Annotated in this window: 13 protein-coding genes; 8 read left to right on the top strand and 5 right to left on the bottom strand. The window is 72.0% G+C overall.

From position 1 onward, the window contains the following. Positions 1-20 precede the first annotated feature (20 nt). Complete coding sequence (locus ACLQ26_RS15060; protein ID WP_425744983.1) at positions 21-767, bottom strand: oxidoreductase; 747 nt, start codon at positions 765-767, stop codon at positions 21-23. A 590-nt stretch (positions 768-1,357) separates the two neighbouring features. On the opposite strand from ACLQ26_RS15060, the gene acs reads away from it, so the two are divergent. From acs to ACLQ26_RS15035, 5 genes are all read left to right on the top strand, one after another. Continuing rightward, positions 1,358-3,322 carry an acetate--CoA ligase gene (acs, locus tag ACLQ26_RS15055; protein ID WP_425744982.1) on the top strand — a complete coding sequence of 655 codons (1,965 nt, stop codon included), beginning with the start codon at positions 1,358-1,360 and terminating at the stop codon, positions 3,320-3,322. Positions 3,323-3,564: 242 nt separating this feature from the next. Then, positions 3,565-6,357: an immune inhibitor A domain-containing protein gene (locus ACLQ26_RS15050; protein WP_425744981.1), complete on the top strand. Its 2,793-nt coding sequence runs from the start codon at positions 3,565-3,567 to the stop codon at positions 6,355-6,357. 331 nt (positions 6,358-6,688) lie between these two features. Beyond that, positions 6,689-9,148 carry an immune inhibitor A domain-containing protein gene (locus tag ACLQ26_RS15045; protein ID WP_425745184.1) on the top strand — a complete coding sequence of 820 codons (2,460 nt, stop codon included), beginning with the start codon at positions 6,689-6,691 and terminating at the stop codon, positions 9,146-9,148. Between the two features lie 107 nt (positions 9,149-9,255). Then, entirely contained in the window at positions 9,256-9,753 is a 498-nt protein-coding gene (locus tag ACLQ26_RS15040) for a hypothetical protein (protein WP_425744980.1), read from the top strand. 75 nt (positions 9,754-9,828) lie between these two features. Continuing rightward, complete coding sequence (locus ACLQ26_RS15035) at positions 9,829-10,761, top strand: alpha/beta fold hydrolase (RefSeq protein WP_363687878.1); 933 nt, start codon at positions 9,829-9,831, stop codon at positions 10,759-10,761. Positions 10,762-10,765: 4 nt separating this feature from the next. Here ACLQ26_RS15035 and ACLQ26_RS15030 read toward each other — a convergent pair whose 3' ends face one another. Then, on the bottom strand, positions 10,766-11,131 hold the full coding sequence (locus ACLQ26_RS15030; protein ID WP_425744979.1) for a hypothetical protein: 366 nt from the start codon (positions 11,129-11,131) through the stop codon (positions 10,766-10,768). After that, on the bottom strand, positions 11,128-14,307 hold the full coding sequence (locus ACLQ26_RS15025) for an SseB family protein (RefSeq protein ID WP_425744978.1): 3,180 nt from the start codon (positions 14,305-14,307) through the stop codon (positions 11,128-11,130). Before ACLQ26_RS15025 ends, ACLQ26_RS15030 begins: the two co-directional genes overlap by 4 nt. A gap of 152 nt (positions 14,308-14,459) precedes the next feature. Between ACLQ26_RS15025 and mycP the strand changes: the two genes are divergently transcribed. Continuing rightward, on the top strand, positions 14,460-15,683 hold the full coding sequence (mycP, locus tag ACLQ26_RS15020; RefSeq protein WP_425744977.1) for a type VII secretion-associated serine protease mycosin: 1,224 nt from the start codon (positions 14,460-14,462) through the stop codon (positions 15,681-15,683). Positions 15,684-15,768: 85 nt separating this feature from the next. On the opposite strand, the gene ACLQ26_RS15015 is transcribed toward mycP, so the two are convergent. Together ACLQ26_RS15015 and ACLQ26_RS15010 are read right to left on the bottom strand one after the other, a co-directional pair. Further along, the gene (locus ACLQ26_RS15015) at positions 15,769-16,062 is read right to left on the bottom strand and encodes a WXG100 family type VII secretion target (protein ID WP_363687884.1); all 294 of its coding nucleotides are present in this window, start codon (positions 16,060-16,062) and stop codon (positions 15,769-15,771) included. Positions 16,063-16,082: 20 nt separating this feature from the next. Beyond that, positions 16,083-16,403 (bottom strand): WXG100 family type VII secretion target, encoded by a 321-nt coding sequence (locus ACLQ26_RS15010; protein ID WP_007454622.1) that lies wholly within the window; start codon positions 16,401-16,403, stop codon positions 16,083-16,085. Between the two features lie 403 nt (positions 16,404-16,806). Between ACLQ26_RS15010 and eccE the strand changes: the two genes are divergently transcribed. Both eccE and ACLQ26_RS15000 read left to right on the top strand, forming a co-directional pair. Further along, positions 16,807-18,702 carry a type VII secretion protein EccE gene (eccE, locus tag ACLQ26_RS15005; RefSeq protein ID WP_425745183.1) on the top strand — a complete coding sequence of 632 codons (1,896 nt, stop codon included), beginning with the start codon at positions 16,807-16,809 and terminating at the stop codon, positions 18,700-18,702. 89 nt (positions 18,703-18,791) lie between these two features. Then, on the top strand, positions 18,792-19,178 hold the full coding sequence (locus ACLQ26_RS15000) for a phage holin family protein (protein WP_425744976.1): 387 nt from the start codon (positions 18,792-18,794) through the stop codon (positions 19,176-19,178). Positions 19,179-19,294: the final 116 nt, after the last annotated feature.

The raw sequence follows: 19,294 nt of genomic DNA, 5'->3' as shown, positions 1-19,294 counted from the left end.
GGTCGTGCCGCGGTGACGGGTCAGGCGGCGGTGAGGATCTCGTCGCCGATCGCGGTGAGCTGGTCGGCGCCGACCTCGACGGCCGCCATGTAGTGCCGTAGCCAGGAGCGCAGCCCGTCCGGGGTGCCGGTGGCGAACGCGCCGGCCGAGCCCACGTACTCGGGCTCCCGTTCCCGGTGGCCGACGTCGACGCCGAGCAGGCCGCGCGGGTCGAGGCCGCTGGCGAGCAGCACCAGCCGGGCGGCGCCGCGCGCCACCACGCCGGACGGCCCGGCGAAGGGACGCAGGTTCAACAACTCTCCGTGTACGACAGCAGCGAGCACCAGCGGCGAGACCTTCGTGCCGCCGGCCACCAGACCGGCGAGCCCGTCGAGGCGGGCGGCGACCACCGGGTCGACCACCGGTCGGCCCAGCTCGGCCTCCGTCACGATGTCGCGGGCGGCGAGGACGTGCAGCCGGGCGAGCGCCTGCCGGGGGGCCTTCGGCCAGAGTTCGCTCAGGCCGGGTAGCGCCCCGGCGACCCGCAGCGCCCCCTGGAGCACCGGGTCGGTGACGGTGCCGGCCCGAACCTCCTCCCGCTCGTGGACGGCGCCTTCGAGCGCGGCGCTGGCCACCGCCGACCGGAGGCTGACCTCGGCCGCGACCTGGCCACCGTTGCGGCGCAGCGCGCGGTGCCCGAGCGCCTGGTCGAAGCGCTCACGGGCCCGGTCGACGGCGGCGGCGACGTCGGCGAGCGCGAGCAGCGGAGCGAGCGGGTCGGTGGTCACCCCGCCACGCTAGCGACCCGTCCCGGCCCAGCGGGCCGCACCCGCCCGCAACGCGACCCGGGCCACCCGGCACCGGCCCTGCGGCGGGCCGCACCCGCCCTAACGCGACTTGGGACACCCGGCACCGCCCCGGCCCGGCGGGCCGCACCCGCCCTGACGCGACCCGAGCCACCCGGCGCCGGCCCGCCCCTGCTCCTCGACCGCCGTGCGGCGGCCCTCCGCCTCGGCCCGCGACCCGCCCCTTCGACCCTCGGCCTGCTCTCTCGGCCCGCCGCCGGGCAAGGTCAACACGGGTTCAGCGCAATCGGGGTGTTCCACCGGCCTGAATACCGCCGTTTCCCTGAACCCGCGCCGCTCAAGGCCCGCCGCGCCGTTCCGTGCCCGCCGTGTCGATCAAGGCCCGCCGCTCCGTGCCCGCCGAGCCGCTCCGTGCCCGCCGAGCCGACGGCCCGGGCGGGCGGGTGGGCCGTCGGGCGCGTGGCGGGGGCCGCTCGGCGCGACGGGGTGGGCAGCGGTCGCCGGCCGGGGACCCCGCGACTACCCTCAGGCCCAGCGAGACGCAGGTCACCCCGAGGACGAGGAGTCACGGCATGAGCGAGGCATTGGCCAATCTGCTGAACGAGACGCGCCAGTTCCCTCCGCCGGCCGAACTCGCCGCGCACGCCAACGTCACCGTCGACGCGTACGCCGAGGCGCAGGCCGACCGGCTCGCCTTCTGGGCGAAGCAGGCCGACCGGCTGGCCTGGTCGAAGAAGTGGGACGAGGTGCTCGACTGGTCGAACCCGCCTTTCGCGAAGTGGTTCGTCGGCGGGCAGCTCAACGTGGCCTACAACTGTCTGGACCGGCACGTCGAGGCGGGTCGGGGCGACAAGGTGGCGATCCACTGGGAGGGCGAGCCGGGCGATACGCGCACCCTCACGTACGCCGACCTGCACGCGTTGACCTGCCGGGCGGCGAACGCGCTCACCGACCTGGGCGTCACGGCGGGCGACCGGGTGGCGATCTACCTGCCGATGATCCCGGAGGCGGCGGTCGCGATGCTGGCCTGCGCCCGGATCGGCGCGGCGCACAGCGTGGTCTTCGGCGGCTTCTCCGCGGACTCGTTGAGCAACCGGATCCAGGACGCCAGCGCCAAGGTGGTGATCACCGCGGACGGTGGTTACCGGCGGGGCAAGCCGTCGGCGTTGAAGCCGACAGTGGACGAGGCGGTGGCGAGCTCACCGTCGGTGGAGCACGTGCTTGTGGTCCGCCGCACCGGTGAGGACGTGGCGTGGTCGGAGAAGGACCACTGGTGGCACGAGACGGTGGAGACGGCGTCGGCCGAGCACACGGCGCAGCCGTTCGACGCCGAGCACCCACTGTTCATCCTCTACACCAGTGGCACCACGGCCCGGCCGAAGGGCATCCTGCACACGACAGGCGGTTACCTCACCCAGGCGTCGTACACGACGCACGCGGTGTTCGACCTGAAGCCGGAGACGGACGTCTACTGGTGCACCGCCGACATCGGCTGGGTGACCGGCCACTCGTACATCGTGTACGGCCCGCTCTCCAACGGCGCCACGCAGGTCATGTACGAGGGCACCCCGGACACCCCGCACAAGGGCCGCTTCTGGGAGATCGTCGACCGCTACGGCGTGACCATCCTCTACACCGCGCCCACCCTGATCCGGACGATGATGAAGTGGGGCGAGGACATCCCCGCCGGCTTCGACCTGTCGTCGCTGCGGCTGCTGGGCAGCGTCGGCGAGCCGATCAACCCCGAGGCGTGGATGTGGTACAGGCAGCACGTCGGCGGCGGCGAGCTGCCCATCGTGGACACCTGGTGGCAGACCGAGACGGGCGCCATCATGATCTCCCCGCTGCCGGGGGTGACGGCGACGAAGCCGGGTTCGGCGATGGCGCCGCTGCCGGGCATCGTCGCCGACGTGGTCGACGACCAGGGCCAGTCGGTGCCCAACGGCGGTGGCGGTTACCTGGTGCTGCGCGAGCCGTGGCCGTCGATGCTGCGCACCATCTGGGGTGACGACAACCGGTTCATCGAGACGTACTGGTCGCGGTTCGAGGGCATGTACTTCGCCGGTGACGGCGCGAAGAAGGACGACGACGGGCACATCTGGCTGCTGGGTCGGGTCGACGACGTGATGCTGGTGTCCGGGCACAACATCTCCACGACCGAGGTGGAGTCGGCGCTGGTGTCGCACCCGTCGGTGGCGGAGGCCGCGGTGGTGGGCGCGACCGACCCGACCACCGGCCAGGCGATCGTGGCGTTCGCCATCCCGCGGGGCAGCACCGACATCGCCGGCGAGGCGGGTGAGCAGCTCATCGCCGACCTGCGCAACCACGTGGCGAAGACGCTCGGCCCGATCGCCAAGCCGCGGCAGATCATGCTGGTGGCGGAGCTGCCGAAGACCCGCTCGGGCAAGATCATGCGTCGATTGCTGCGGGACGTGGCCGAGAACCGGTCGCTCGGCGACGTGACCACGCTGCAGGACTCGTCGGTGATGGACCTGATCTCCTCCGGGATGAGCGGCGCGAAGTCCGACGAGGACTGACGACAGGCGTACACAAGCGATGGGTGACGGTCCGTCCGGACCGTCACCCATCGTCATCTTTTGTGGAGGTACGCCCACACTCAGCGGCCGCCGCGAGTGGTTGGACGAATAACGCCTCCATCACGTTCCCGCCGTTCGGTGTGTTTCTCATTTAGTTTCACGAAGGTCGGCTGGCCTCGATGCGCCTCCGCGCGCCCCGAGTCGGCCGGCTTCCTCCGCCCATGCCCGAGAAACGGAGCGGCATGAACAGAAACTCCCATCCGGGGTCGCGTCGACGACTACTCGTCGCGCTGCCCGTCATCGCCCTCGCGGCCACCTCGCTGACCGTGAGTGGCAGTGCGTCGGCGCAGCCGTCCACCACCCCCCGGGCGGTGATCGGGGCCGACGAGTACTACATCAACTACGCCGAGCCCGAGGTGCAGACGGACACCACCGGCCGCGAGGTCAAGGGCAAGGGTGGCGTCTACGCCCCGGCTGTGGACGACGCGCGCGCGTTCGACCAGAAGCACGCGCGGGGCAACCCGGTCGCCGCCGAGCAGCTGGCCAAGATCGAGGCCAAGTCGATCAAGACCGGCAAGAACCCGCGGCAGATCAAGCAGGCGCCGACCACTCAGACGGCGAAGCTGCTGACGCTGCTTGTGGAGTTCAACGACCAGGCGAACGACGACTTCACGGGCGTGATGGTCCCGAAGACGGTGTTCGAGGACCGCACCTGCGTGCCGGGCACCGTGCAGAACGGCCCGAAGCACAACACGATCCCGAACCCGGCGACGCTGGGTTACGAGGACAACAACTCGATGTGGGTGCCGGACTTCTCTCCGCAGCACTACGACAAGATGCTGTACACCAAGAAGGGCATCACCGAGCGGGTTCGCAAGGACCTGAAGGGCCCGGACGGTAAGAAGGGCATCGACATCTCCGGGCGCACCATGCACAACATGTACCTGGAGATGTCCAAGAACGCGTACACGGTGGACGGGCAGGCCAGCCCGTGGATCAGCGTGCCGCACTCGGAGGGCTGGTACGCCGCCAACCGCTGCACCAAGGACGAGAACGGCAACTGGGTTCCCGGCCGTGAGCAGTCGATGAACGGTCACCCGGACAACCCGGCCGGCGCGGGCCGCCTGGCGACCGACGCGATCGACGCGCTCGCCGCCAAGGACCCGAGCTTCCCGTGGGCCGACTACGACAAGGAGGACCAGGCCGACCGCGACGGTGACGGCAACCTCTTCGAGCCGGACGGCGTGATCGACCACCTCGTGCTGGTGCACGCCGGCCAGGGCAAGTCGCGTGGCGGCGGCGACCAGGGCGTGTACGCCGTGTGGGCGCACTCCTCCACGGTCGCCGGTGGCTACAGCATCCCGGGCACCAACCTCAAGGTGTCGAACTACATCGTGCAGCCCGAGGACGCCGGCGTCGGCGTCTTCGCCCACGAGTTCGGTCACGACCTCGGTCTGCCGGACCTCTACGACACGTCCGGCAACGCCGACTCCGACATCGACTTCTGGGACCTGATGGCCTCGGGATCGCACTCGGGCGAGGTCTTCCAGGCGCTGCCGACGCACATGGGCATCTGGGACAAGTGGGTGCTCGGCTGGGCCGACCCGCTGACCATCCGCCCCGGCTCCAACCCGCGTGAGGTGAAGCTCGGGCAGACGTCGCGGACGCCCATCGACTCCGAGGACGGCATCAAGGTCGACCTGCCGGACAAGGTGACGGTCCTGGCCACGCCGCACAGCGGCACGAAGATGTGGCACAGCAACAACGACCAGGAGTGGGCCGACGTCAAGCTCAGCCGCTCGGTCGAGGTGCCCAACGCCGCGGACGCCAAGTTCTGGATGTGGAACAACTACATCATCGAGGAGGACTGGGACTACGGCTTCGTCGAGCTCTCGACGGACGGCGGGACGACCTGGACCGAGCAGAAGGTGTACGCCGAGGGCGGCGCCGTGGTCACCACGCCTGACGACTACCAGGACCCGAACGGCCGGATGAACGACTTCGGCGGCAAGAAGTACGGCCTGACCGGCAGCACCGACGGCTGGCGGCACGACTACGTCGACCTGTCGGCGTACGCGGGCAAGACGGTGCAGCTGCGGCTGCGTCAGGCCACCGACGAGGCGTTCGAGGAGCGCAACTGGTTCGCCGACGACTTCTCGGTCACCGGCGGCGGCGCGACCACGTGGAGTGACGACGTGGAGGGCGGCGCCAACGGCTGGACGGCCACCGGCGGCACCTTCGTCGACACCACCGGCGAGGGCTGGAAGGTCTCCAGCGGCACCGAGGTGCACGCGCAGTTCTACCTGGCCGAGTGGCGTAACTTCGACGGCTTCGACAACGGCCTGAAGTACGCGTACGACACCATCTACTCCCACGAGGCGTGGAAGGTCGACCGGCTGTCGTACAACGCTCCGGGCATGCTGGTCTGGTACCGGGACTCCGCGCTCGGCGACGTCAACCACGTCACCGCGCAGATGACCTCGCTGCCCAGCTACGGCGCGAAGGGCGGGCTCCTCATCGTGGACTCGCACTTCGACCCGCTCCGGCGCACCGGCACGGCCGCGGAGAAGGACCCGTCGGTGACGGACAACCTGCCCAGCCGTCCGCAGTCGTCGAACGCGGCCTTCACGCTCCAGAAGACGTACCCCTTCACGGAGTGCCTGGAGGCCGAGGGCGAGCCGTACAGCGCGTACTGCACGAAGTTCAAGGCGCAGGCGCCGGTGAAGTCCTTCACCGACGCCAAGGGCTGGTACCCGGGCATCGAGATGCGTGACGGTGCTCCGTACGCGCGGGACAACGACGCCTCCGTGGTGCTGCCGTCGCGGGGCAACGCCCCGTACACCACCCGGGTCACCCACCCGGATGGCAGCCCGGCGCCGGAGTTCTACGGCGTGACGCTTGGCGGTGGCGCGATCGTTCTCGGCACCGGCAACCCCGGCGACGCGGGCGTGAACTATGGCGTCTCGCTGACCATCAAGAAGGCCGCGCGGGACAACTCGTCCGCCACGATCTTCGTGACGCCGGCGAAGAAGTAACGCTTTACTGATCAGGAACTGACTGTGGGGCCGGTGGCGGGAACGCCACCGGCCCCACTGTCGTACAACCGATCTTCTTGATCGAAATATGTCGCTGTGGGAGTGACTGCGCCCCGACCGCGCCGGCTCGTGTGCTGATGAAGCGCAGGGGTGTGACGGTGGAAAGCATTCCCAACAAAATCTTGCAACAAATCGACGCGCACATCTTCCCACCCGTCCCAGCAGTGTCTATGTTCACCATTGGTCCCACTAGTGGGATCGATCTATCGCCGGCCTCACCCCCGTTGGGCCGGTTCCCTCACACCGGAGGTACCACGTGCGCAAAGTCGCAGTGGGTCTGATCGGGCTCTCACTGACGGCGACAGGGCTGGCGTTCGGACCGTCCGCCAGTGCCGCGCCGCAGCCGAAGTTGCCGACGGCCGCTCCGTCGGTCGCCGAGCCCGCCCTTGCGGACCACGACCTGCCGAACCCGCTGGAGGACAAGCGGCGATCGCTGCGCCAGGAGGGCCTCAGCAAGGTCCTGTCCGGCAAGTCCAAGGCACAGAAGATCAACGGCAGCACCGTCGTCAAGGTCGGCAAGACCCAGTCCGACGGGGCCAGCGCCCGCACCACCGGGGCGGGCACGGCCCAGACCGAGGACCAGTACGTCGAACTCTCCCGCGAGCGGACCGACAAGATCTTCGTGATCCTCGCCGAGTTCGGCAACGAGCGGCACCCGGACTACCCGGACAAGAACACCAGCCCCGACACCGCGGGGCCGACCAAGTTCGACGGGCCGCTGCACAACGCGATTCCGGCGCCCAACCGGGCGGTGGACAACTCCACCGTCTGGCAGCCGGACTTCAACGCCGACCACTACCGGCAGCTCTACTTCGGCACCAACCCCGGTGACGAGTCGCTGAAGCAGTACTACGAGGCCCAGTCCTCGGGTCGCTACAGCGTCCAGGGCGAGGTCACCGACTGGGTCAAGGTCAAGTACAACGAGGCCCGCTACGGCCGGTCCGACGACCCGATCGCGGACGACTCCCCGAACCCGGCCAACGACCCCGCGGTCTGCGACAGCAACGTCTGCGACAACACCTGGGCACTGGTCCGCGACGCCGCCAACCAGTGGGTCATCGACCAGAAGGCCGCCGGCCGCACCGACGCGCAGATCGCCGCCGACGTCAAGTCGATGGACGAGTACGACAGGTACGACTACGACGGCGACGGCAACTTCAACGAGTCGGACGGCTACATCGACCACTTCCAGATCGTCCACTCCGGCGGCGACCAGGCCGACGGTGACCCGATCCAGGGTGAGGACGCCATCTGGAGCCACCGCTGGTACGCGTACGCCTCGGACCAGGGCAACACCGGCCCGGACACCTTCCCGGGTGGTGGCACGGAGATCGGCAACACCGGCGTCTGGATCGGTGACTACACGATCCAGCCGGAGAACGGTGGCCGGAGCGTCTTCTACCACGAGTACGGCCACGACCTCGGTCTCCCGGACGACTACAACGTGGGCGCCAGCGGCGACAACAACAACGAGCACTGGACCCTGATGGCCCAGAGCCGGCTGGGTGCCAAGAACGACCCGGCCATCGGTGACCGCGGTGGCGACCTCGGCGCGTGGAACAAGCTCCAGCTCGGCTGGCTCGACCACGACACGATCGGGCCGAACGAGAAGCGCACCGTGAAGCTCGGCCCGCAGGAGTACAACTCGCCGGAGGCGCAGGCCGCGGTGGTCGACCTCCCGCCGCGTGAGTACACCTTCTCCAACGGCGCGCCGTTCGAGGGCAGCAAGCAGTTCTTCACGGGCAACGAGGACAACCTCAACAGCACGATGACCCGGACGCTGGACCTCACCGGCAAGTCGTCGGCCGCCCTGACCATGAAGGGCCGCTACAACATCGAGACCGGGTTCGACTACCTGTTCTTCGAGGCGTCGCTGGATGGCGGCAAGACGTGGGCGACCCTGCCCGGCACCGTCAACGGCAGGCCGCTGAAGGAGATCTCACCCGGGCGTTTCGCCCTGGACGGTTCCAGTGCCGGCAAGTGGGTCGACGTCAACATTCCGATGAACGTGGCGGCGGGCAAGGTCGTGCAGTTCCGGCTGCGCTACCAGACCGACGGCGGCCTGTCCCGGGGCGGCTTCTACGGTGACGCGATCACCGTGACCGCCGACGGTCAGACCGTGTTCACCGACGGCGGCGAGAACGGTGCCAACGGCTGGACCTTCGCCGGGAAGTTCGAGATCGCCTCGGCCACCTACACCCGCATGTTCGCCAACTACTACATCGCCGGCACCCGGTCGTACACCTCGTACGACAAGTACCTCAAGACCGGCCCGTACTACTTCGGCTACGCGAACACCCGCCCGGACTACGTGGACCACTACGCGTACCAGGAGGGTCTGCTGATCTCGTACTGGAACCTCCGGTTCGCCGACAACAACACCATGCCGTACGACCCGGAGCTCAACCCGGGTGGTCACCCTGGTGAGGGCCGGAACCTGTACATCGACGCGCACCCGCGGCCGCTCTACAACCTGACCGGTGCCCCCTGGCGGGCCCGCGTCCAGGTCTACGACGCGCCGTTCGGCCTCAAGAAGGCCGACTCGTTCACGCTGCACATCAACAGCCAGCCGAACTACATCCGCGGCCAGGCTGCGCAGCCCCTGTTCGACGACACCCAGCAGTACTGGTACCCGGAGCTGCCGAACCACGGCGTCAAGCTCCCGGCGACCGGCCGGAAGATCAAGGTTCTGTCGCAGGACGGCATCTACACAAACGTCCGCTTCTTCTGATCCTCGGATCACGCGACACCCGCACCACGGCGATGCCCGGGCAGGTCACCTGCCCGGGCATCGCCCGTTCCGGGAACCCCGACGCAGCCCAGCACGTCCGATCACCCGTGCACCCGCGAACCCGCACCACCCTGACCGGCGCCGGTCTGGCCGCCCTGCTGGCGCTCACCGGCTGCACCGGAACGCGGATCGAAGGAGACCCCGTGCCCACCGAGCAGACCCCGTCCGGCACACCCTCGATCGGCACACCGTCCTCGGCCGCGACGCCGAGCAGTCGCACCGATCCGACGGGGTCGTCCCCCTCCGACAGGCCGTCACGTAGCCAGATCCCACTGCCCACGCTGCGCCCGCCGACCGGGCCGCCACGCAACCCGACCGACGCGCGCAAGGCGATCGTGCTGGCCGGCCGGATCAGTCGGGGCGGTGACGGGCCCTGCTACGGCCTGGTCAGCGAAGAGGGCCGGCAGTACGCCCTGTACGGGCCGGGAATGGGCTCCTTCGCCGTCGGCACGACGGTCCGGTTGACCGTCGACACCGCCGTTCCTGACATCGACTGCGGGTCGGGCACTCCGGTCAGGATCGTCTCGATCAGGGCGGTCGGTTGACCGCAGCCCGAGACTCCCGCCCCAAGACGGGCCGGCGAAACGGCTGCTCGTCGGCGAGGTCCTAGGCTGTCTGCCATGACCGACCAGCGCGGCGGAGTCGTCGACGAGTCCTGCGTCCTCACCGAGGGGCCGTGGACGCACCGTTTCGTCGGCGCCAACGGCACCCGGTTCCACGTGGTCGAGGCCGGCACCGGGCCGATGGTGCTCTTCCTGCACGGCTTTCCCGAGCACTGGTGGGCCTGGCACCAGATGCTCCCGGCGGTCGCCGACGCCGGCTTCCGCGCGGTCGCCGTGGACCTGCGCGGTTACGGCGCCAGCGACAAACCACCCCGGGGGTACGACGGCTACACCCTCGCCGCCGACATCGCCGGCCTGATCCGGGCCCTCGGTGAACGGTCGGCGACGCTGGTCGGCAGCGGCGTCGGCGGCATGGTGGCCTGGACGGTCGCGTCGTTCCACCCCGCCCTCGTCCGCCGGCTGGTGGTGCTCGGAGCACCCCACCCGCTGCGCCTGCGCGCCGCCATCTTCGCCGACCCGCGCGGGCAGTTCGCCGCCTCCACCCCGGCGTTGAAGTTCCAGCTCCCCCGCTACGAGCACGTGCTCACGAGGGACGGCGGGGCGGCCGTCGGAGAGATCCTGCGTCGCTGGGCCGGGCCACGCTGGGCGGCCAGCCCGGGCTTCGAGGCGTACGCCGAGCGGTGCCGGGAGGCGATGCGCGTACCGCAGGCCGCCTTCTGCGCACTGGAGGGCTACCGCTGGGCCTTCCGCTCGGTGCTGCGGCTGCACGGCTACCGGTTCGTACGCCTCATGCAGAAGCCGCTGGTCACGCCGACTCTGCAACTGCACGGCGCACAGGACGTCGCCGCCCTACCCCGGACCGCCCTGGGTTCCGGCCGGTACGTCGTGGCGCCGTACGAGTGGCGCCTGCTCGACGGGGTGGGGCACTTCCCCCACCTCGAAGCACCCGAGCTGGTGCTCGGCGAGATCCTGCGCTGGGCCAAGTCCTGACCGATCAGACCCGCTGCTCCCGCAGGTCGGTGACCTCGGCGGCCGGCGCCCAGCCCTGGTAGACGCCGAAGTCGAAGACCTCCAGCCGCATCGCCTCGGCCACCGGCCAGCGCCCGCCCGTGTACTCCACGCGCAGCCAGTTGTCGTGTTTCCCGAGCACGATGAACGGCTGTCCCTGCCACGTGCAGGTGGTCCGCACGTACGCCAGGTCCTCGATCTCGCTCGCCGGCAGCACCCGCACGTACCGGCCGGGGCGGACCTCCTCGAAGCCCTCACCCGGCTCCGGCTGGTAGAGCCGGATGTCGTCGCCGTCCGGGCTCGCCTGGTACTCCCGACCCTGCCAACGCGCCACGTAGCCGTCGCGCATCATGCCTCCCCGACCCGTCGCCAGACCACCGCGTCGGTGTCGAGCACCGCGACCACCCGCTCGGTGCCGTCCCCGCCGATGCGCAGGAGTTGCGCGCCGTGCGGAAGGCGGGCGCTGTCCACCTTGAACTCCGCCACCACGTCACTGCTCTCGCCCGGGGCGAAGCCGTTGCCCCGAAACGGCGGGCGCTCGATGACCCAGCCCTCCATGGCCCGCATCGCCGGCTCGTTCTGGCCGCCGTACGGAATCCGGTAGAGGCTGGGACGGTGCGCCGGCCAGCGCAGCACGTAGATCTCCTCGGCGTCCCGCACGAACGGCGAACTCGGGTAGCTGAGACCCAGCGCGTCGTGCAGCTCGGCCGGCGTGGTCAGGTGTGCCAACTCGCCGGCCCGGTGCACGAAACCGGAGACCCGGTCGTACCCCCGCTCCAGGTAGTACGCGAGTTGACTTGGCGCTATCGCCTTCTGCATCACTGTCGGTCGGGCCGGATCGACCGCTGCCGGGGCGTACCGGGTGCGGGCCGCCGGTTCCGCCTCGACCGCCGGTTCCTGCGGGTCGACCTCCAGGTCGTCGCCGAGCCCCACCTCGGCGGCCCAGTTGGCCAACGCGACGATCTGGTCGCCGGGCAGCTTCGCGCCGACAGGCGTGCCCGGGTTGACGGCGAACGACCAGTCCTCGTCAGGCCACCGCCGGATCAGCTGGGCGAACTTCACCCGGACCGTGTCGATGTCACCCTCGACGTGGTCGGCGAGGCGCTCCGGCGACGTGTAGACCACCACGTACGTCTCGCCGTCGAGCTGCGCGGTCTGCCAGACGAAACCCGGGTCACCGGGACGGCTGCCGCGCACCGAGTCCGTCGCCGCCGGAAGCAGGACCCGGGCCAGCAGCAAAGTGGACAGGAACGTGTCGGTGCTGCCGGCACCGGCCGCGCCGAGCAGATCCTCCTCGACGGTGTTGGCCGGCTCGAACGGCACCGACGCGGGCTCGTCGACCATCGCCCGTTGGCCGTCCGCTGCCGCGGGTTCCCCGGTGGCGGCGTTGTCGGTGCGTGCCGCCTCCGGCGCATCGCCGACCGGGGAGCGGAGCGGCGTCCCACTGCCGTCCAGGCCGGCCGGGCCGCCGCTCAGGTCACCGCCGGCCAGGTCACCGCCGGCCAGGTCACCGCCGCCCAGGCCGGCGTCGTCCACCGGACTGCCGCCAGCCCGGTCATCGTCTCCCACGTCGGTGCCGGTGTCGGTGCCCAGTCGGTCGGCGCCACCGTGCGGGCCGCCCCCCGCCGGGCCGAACAGGCCCGTGCCGCCTTCCGCCGCATCGAGAAGGCCCGCGCCGCTGTCGGTCGCGTCGATCGGCCCCGCGTCGACGCCTGCCCCGGGCACGAACGAGCCGAACGTCGACGGGCCGGACGTCGACGGGCCGAACGCCGACGGGCCGGACGCCGACAGGCCGGAGGTAGACGGATCGAACGCCGACGGGCCGGGCGCGGACGAGCCGAACGCGGACGGGCCGGAGGTAGACGGGCCGGACGCCGACGAGCCGAACATCGGCGGGGCGGGCGCGGACGAGCCGGACGCCGACGAGCCGAACATCGGCGGGGCGGGCGCGGACGAGCCGGACGTAGGCGGATCGAACGTCGACGGGCCGAACGTCGACGGGCCGGGCACGGACGGGGCCGACGCTGGTGGGGCGGTGGTCGGGCCGGGTCGCCATGGCTCGTCGAACGCCGGGCCGACCTCGGTCGGGTCGACGAGATCCCGGGACTCGATGATGGTGCCCTCGATGACGATGGGCGTGAAGCCGCGCCGCGGGGCGGGTGGGCCGGAGACCGGCTCCGCGACCGACGGCGACAACTCCTCCACCGGCTCGAAGCGCTGCCGCTCACCGGGCCGGCCCCGCGGGATCGCCTGGGTCTCGTCCGCCGAAGAGACGGGAGCCCGCGTGCGGGTCGGCGACGGCTCCTCCCCGGCTGGGCCGGGCACCCGGAACGCATGGGTGGGTTCCTCGGCCAACGGGCTGGGCCGTCGCGGCGGCAGAGGTTGCGTGGCCTCGTGGTCGGTCGCCGGCGCTCGTACGACCCGGGACGCGCCCAGGTCGCCGGCCGAGGGCCGTAGCGGTCGGGTGGCGTCCGGTGCCGGCATCGGGAAGGCCTGTGTCGCGCTGTCACCACCCGGTGCGTCGGCGGGCCGGCGGCGCGGGAAGGGCTGACTGCCCCGCCCGAATCGGGACGGCGGCACTGCGCGGTCGCCCGGCCGACCGTCGCCGGAGACCGGGCCGGACGCCCGACCGGACGTCGGTTCGAAGAATGAACGTCGGCCACCCTGGCTGCTGCCGTCACCGGCGGCCGGCACGTCGCCGTCGCCCGCCGGGCGGCTCGTCGACGGCCGGCCGGCGTTGGGGTCGGGCTGGTCGGCCGGGGCGCGGTCGGTGGAGGCCAGCGGCACGTACCGGGATGCGCCGGTGCGGCCCGAGCCCGGAACGGCGCCGGGGCGAGCCGGTCGGGGCGGGGCGCTCGGCTGCCGCTGACCGGCGGCGGGCGGGTCCTCCGAGCCGGGCCGACGCGACAGATCACCCAGACCGGAGGGCCGGGTCGGGATGCCCGGGGCCGGGGGCACACCCACCGGCGGCACTGCGGTCCTCGGCGCGGGTCGTCCCGGCGGTGCCGGATCCGACACGGGTGGCGGGGGCGGCACGAACCCGGTGGTGGGTGGGGCGTCCCGGCCGGTCGTTCCTGCTCTCGACCGGGCCAGCGTCTCGGCCCGCTCCAGCCGGGCGCGGGCACCCATGGCGCGGCCCGGCAGCCGGACGTCACCGCGGGAGAGCTGGGAGACGAACCAGGCGGGCAGGTAGCCCTCGACGGGCAACCCGGGGTTGACCGCGAGCCACCACTCGTGATTGGGCCAGCCGAGAGCGAGGTCGGTGAACGGGACGCGTCGATTGGTGCCGGCGTGCTCACCGAGGCAGGCCCGCAGCGCCGCGGCGGAGGTGAAGGCCAGCACGTGAGTGCGGCCACCTGTGGTCCAGGTGCCCCAGCCGGCGGACGCCTGCCCGGACGGCGCCGGCGTGGAGACCGGCAACAGCAGATCGGTGCGGGACAGGAGCCGGAAGTAGAGCTCCTGGTCGTTGGCGCGCAGCGCGTCCCACATCGCCACCTCGGCCTCCGTGGCCGGCTCCCATTCGGTCACGGCCACCTCTCCTTCCGAGAACAGGCCACAGGTATCGCGTACAACCTACAAGGTGGTATCACGATCACAACGGCTGGCGGGCGGCGGTGCGCCGGGGCGGCGGCGAGGCGATAACATCCCGTTCCGACGCCGACACGATACGGAGGCTGTCGATGTCCCGATCGATCGCGCGCCCCGTCCTGGCAGGTCTGGCCGCCGCCCTGCTGACCGGCGCGACCGGTCCGGCCGTCGCCGCCAGCGCCGCGCTGCGGATGGCCCCGGTCTGCGCGACCCCACTGGCGCCCGTCCGGCCGGTCGAGGCCACACCCTGGCCCCAGCAGAGGTACGACCCCGCGCGGCTCGCGCCGCTGACCACCGGCGCCGGGGTGACGGTCGCGGTGGTCGACTCCGGAGTCGACCGGGCGCACCCCCAGCTGACCGGACGGGTGCTGGCCGGCGCGGACCTGCTCGACCCGGGTGGGGACGGCGGCCGGGACTGCGCCGGGCACGGCACGGGCGTGGCGAGCATCATCGCGGCGACGCCCCGGCCCGGTGTCGCCTTCCACGGCCTGGCTCCGGCCGCCCGGATCCTGCCGATACGGGTGAGTGAGCAGCAGGTGGTGCAGGGCCGGGAGTCGGGGCGCACGGTAAGCGCCGACGAGTTCGCCCGCGCCATCCGCTGGGCCGTCGACCACGACGCCGACGTGGTCAACTTCTCCGTCGTCCTGTACGCCGACGACCCGGAGGTCCGCTCGGCTGTGCGGTACGCCGTCGAGCGGGACGTGGTGCTGGTGGCCGCCGTGGGCAACCTGCACGACAGCGGCGACCCGATCCCGTTCCCGGCCGCGTACGACGGGGTGCTCGGGGTGGGCGCGATCGGGGTGGACGGGGTACGGGCGGCCTTCTCCCAGACCGGCTCGTACGTCGATCTGGTCGCCCCGGGCAGCGCGGTGCTTGTCGCCGCGCCCGCGCAGGGCCATCAGCAGGTCGAGGGCACCAGTTACGCGGTGCCGTTCGTGGCCGCCACCGCGGCGCTGCTGCGGGCGTACCGACCCGAGTTGACCGCCACCGAGGTGGCGGAGCGGATCGTCGCCACCGTGGATCCGGCGCCGGGGACGGGACACGGCGGCGGGTACGGCGCCGGCGTGTTGAACCCGTACCGAGCGGTCACCGAGACCGGGGGTGGCCTGCCTGCGGGTCCGCAGCCGGTCGCCGCACTCGTCGACGACGGGCCCGATCCGGCGCTGCTCGCCCGCCAGGCCCGCCGCGCGAGCGCCCGGGACCGTGCTCTGGTGGCCGGGGCGGTGATCGGCGTGACGGCGGTCGCCGTGGTGTTGCTCGCCCTCGTGCTGCCCCGCGGCGCCCGCCGGCGTTGGCGACCGGCCGAGCCGGCCTGACCCGACCCCGCTGCCTGAGCGCCCCTCGTCGGAGAGTGACCGGGGCGCCGACGCGGGCACCGTCAGCGCTCCCGGCCCACCGGCGTCACTGGAACAGCCCGGTGTTCTTCTTCTCCGTGTCCAGATAGTCGGCAGCGGAGTCGTCCACCGCCAGCTTGATCGCGCGCAGCATCGCCTGCAGGTCCTGCGAGGCGGACCGCCACCGCGCCTGGCGCTGCTCGTACGCCTGTCGGGCGTCACCCTCCCAGGCCGACACCAGCGGCGCGGCGTCGCGTTCGAGCTGGCCGAGCTGCGAGTCGAGCGTGTTCAGCGCCCGTTGAATGTCCACGCCGGCCTGTTGCAGCGCGGCGAAGTTGACGACCAGCACACCGTTGTCCATCGGAACTCCCTCCCGGCAGGTCAGAGCGGCAGCTGAATGCCGCCGCGGTTGGTGCCGGCCACCCGGCTGGCCGCCTCGTCATCGGAGACGTCGTACTGTCGGCCGGCGGTGCGGATGGCCCCTGCGGTCTCCCGCAGGGCTCGGTGCAACGCCGCCTGATCCTGTGACCACTGCCGCTTGACCTGCTCGAACGACCGCCCACCGGCGCCGCGCCAGGCCTGCTGCAACACCTCCAGCTCGGCCAGCAGGCCGGTGAGCATGGACTGCAACGACTGGTCCACCTGCTCGAACTTCGCGGCGGTATGCCGCATCACCGCCGCTTCTGCCTGGGTCTGGGACACCCGGACATCACCTCGTCTCCTCGGTTGTGCCTGGCCGGCGATGCGCCCACCGTGGGAGCGCACCGATCGCGTGGCCCGGTCGACGAGCAAGGGTGGACGCGGGTCAGCGATGAACTTCGTGGCTGACGGTAGCGGCCCGGTAGCCGTTCTGCTACCCCGCGCACCTCCCCTGTGGACAACCACGGGAGCCATCGGTCGCTTACGATGTGCGGCAGCCACGTCGCGGCGCGTGACGGGCAACCGGGGCGGTCGGCCGCCCGGCACGTCCCACACTGGTCGAGGAGGCGCGGTGTCGCCGATCACCACCGGAGGCCCGCAGCCGGCGAGCCGGCCCGGTTGGGGCCCGGCCCCGTCCGCGAGCGCCGCGACAGCCGGGCCGGGCATTCCCACCGTCGTCGGCGCGATCACGTCCGTCGACGCCGCGCCGGGTATCGACACCGAGGCAACCGCGACCGCAGCGCCCGGCGCCGCCCCGACCGCGCTCGGCCTCGCCGGGCCGGGGGCGGCTCGGGACGGCGTACCCGGTCGAGGGCCTCGCGACCGGTGGGCCGCTCTCGGTCGGCGCGGCGCGGGGTTGCGCGTGGGTCAACTGGTCACCGGGCAGGTAGCCGTCGCTGTCGTCCTCGCCGCGCTGGGCCGGGGCACTCCGGTCACCGTCGCGGCGCTGATGGTGGCGGCGCTTCTCGTGGCGGCCGCCGGGGTCCGGGTCCATGGCCGGTGGCTCTTCGAGTGGCTGGGCATCGCCGCCGGGCATGTGACCCGACGCCGGGCGCTGGGCGAGCAGACCGGCCCGACCGGGTTGCTCGACCTGGTCGCCCCGGGCACCGTGGTCCACTCTACGGAGCTGCCCGGCGGGCCGGCGGCGGTGCTTGAGGACACCGGCGGCATGGTGGTGCTGCTGGAGCTCGGCGACCCCGGCGACCTGCTCGGCGACGCGTCCCGGGCGATCCCCACCCCGTCCGCGCTGCTGCCGACGCCCGGACCGGACGTCCCGCCGCTGCGGATCCAACTACTCCTCAGCGGGACACCGGCACCCGTCCCGGCGGCGGGTGGCACGGTAGGAACGTCGTACCGGCAGCTCACCGACGGCCGACTCACCGGGCGCGAGCGGGCGGTGCTGGCGGTCCGGGTGCTGCGGGCGGACGGGTGGACGCCTGAGGCCCTGCGTCGGGCGCTCGCCGGCACGGTACGCCGGATCGTCCGCCGACTCGGGCCGCTTACCGCCCGGCCGCTCGGCGTACCGGCGGCACTGCGCGTGCTGGGCGAGCTGGCCCAGCACGACGGCCAGCCGGTGCGGGAGTCGTGGCCGCTGCTCCGCTCGGGCGCCCTGGTCCAGGCCACGTTCCGGCTCGCCCACCGGCCGCAGACCGGCGCCCCGGCCGCGCGGCGGCTGGTGCCCCGGCTGCTCGCGCTGCCGGCGACCGCGACGACGGTGTCGCTCTGCGCGGGGTCGCCGCCGGGCGGCGGCACCGGCGCGGCACCGACCGAGCTGGCCGTACGCCTGGCTGCCGCGTCGACAGCCGAGCTGACGGTGGCCGTCGACGCGCTCGGCAAACTGGTCGGTGGCGTGGGCGGGGAGCTGCGCAGACTCGACGGCGCGCACCTGACCGGGCTGGCGGGCACGCTGCCGCTGGCGCTCAGCACCGCCGGGGCGCAGCCGAGGGTGGCGCTTGACGACTGGGAACTGACCCTGGGCGAGGCGGGGATGATGGTCGGCACCAACCGGCACGGGGGCGCGGTGACCGTGCGGTTGTTCCGGCCAGAGAGCACGCGGGTGTTGCTGGTGGGCGGGGTACGCGTCGCGCAGTTGGTGGCGCTGCGCGCGATGGCCCTGGGTGCGCTCGTGGTGGTGCAGACGGCGCGACCGCGGGTGTGGGAGCCGTTCGTGCGAGGTGTGGGCGCGCCGGGTGGAACGATCCCGCTGCTCCCGCCGGGTCGACAGGTCTCCGGGTCGGTGGGCACCGCGCTCCAGCCGCTGCTGCTGGTGGTCGACGCCGGGCCGATGCCGGCCGAGACCGAGCCTGGTCCGCCATGGCGGGCCACCCTCGTGGTGCGCGACGAGCTGACCTCGGCCGATGTGGACGCGTTGAGCCGCGCCGACCTGGCGGTGCTGCAACCGTTGCACGCGGCCGAGGCCGTGCTGGCCGGCGCGGCGTTGGGGCTGGGCGGGTCGGCCGACTGGCTCACCCGGATCCGGGACGACATGGTGGCCGTGGTGAACCGCCGAGCCCTGCGGTGGGCGCTGCTCTCTCCCACTCCGATCGAGGCCCAGTTGATCGGCGTCCCGGCGCGCGGCTGAGCCGATGGGGCGTCGACCCGAGCCGCGTCGTCCCGGGATGGTCAACCGGTGGGTTACGCCGGTGAGTGGTCCGTGGCACGATCCCGGCCATGGGTTTTCTGAAAGGGTTGCTGATTCGGCTGGCCTCCACGGCGCTGGCCTTCTGGTTGGCCACACTGCTCATCCCGGGCATCGACCTGGAGTCGACCTCGGCCGTGCAGACGGTCACCACGCTGATCCTGGTGGCGGTGATCTTCGGCGTCGTCAACGCGGTGCTCCAACCGGTCATCAAGACCGTTGGCTGCGGCTTCTACCTGCTCACCCTGGGGCTCATCGCGCTTGTGGTGAACGGGCTGCTGTTCCTGCTCACCAGCTGGATCGCCGACCAGGCCGGGCTGCCGTTCTCGGTGGACGGTTTCTGGCCGGCCGCAGTGCTCGGCGCCCTGTTCGTGAGCATCGTGACCTGGATCCTCGGCGCCGTTCTCGACCGGGACTGACCCACTACCGACGATCGACCACGACCGACAGGCACCGCCCGGCCCCGGATGGGCCGGGCGGTCCGGTGACCAGACTTCGGGAATTGGCCGGCCGGCGAACCGGTCGGGTTGGCTAG

Source organism: Micromonospora sp. DT43 (assembly GCF_049841645.1).
Classification (GTDB): domain Bacteria; phylum Actinomycetota; class Actinomycetes; order Mycobacteriales; family Micromonosporaceae; genus Micromonospora.
This window is presented reverse-complemented; position numbering and strand designations above follow the sequence as displayed.

What these genes read in the sequence shown, in the direction of transcription:
- acs (WP_425744982.1), top strand. Translation starts at nt 1,358, where the DNA reads ATGAGCGAGGCATTGGCCAATCTGCTGAACGAGACGCGCCAGTTCCCT.
- ACLQ26_RS15050 (WP_425744981.1), top strand. Translation starts at nt 3,565, where the DNA reads ATGAACAGAAACTCCCATCCGGGGTCGCGTCGACGACTACTCGTCGCG.
- ACLQ26_RS15035 (WP_363687878.1), top strand. Translation starts at nt 9,829, where the DNA reads ATGACCGACCAGCGCGGCGGAGTCGTCGACGAGTCCTGCGTCCTCACC.
- ACLQ26_RS15030 (WP_425744979.1), bottom strand. Translation starts at nt 11,131, where the DNA reads ATGATGCGCGACGGCTACGTGGCGCGTTGGCAGGGTCGGGAGTACCAG.
- mycP (WP_425744977.1), top strand. Translation starts at nt 14,460, where the DNA reads ATGTCCCGATCGATCGCGCGCCCCGTCCTGGCAGGTCTGGCCGCCGCC.
- ACLQ26_RS15015 (WP_363687884.1), bottom strand. Translation starts at nt 16,062, where the DNA reads ATGGACAACGGTGTGCTGGTCGTCAACTTCGCCGCGCTGCAACAGGCC.
- ACLQ26_RS15000 (WP_425744976.1), top strand. Translation starts at nt 18,792, where the DNA reads ATGGGTTTTCTGAAAGGGTTGCTGATTCGGCTGGCCTCCACGGCGCTG.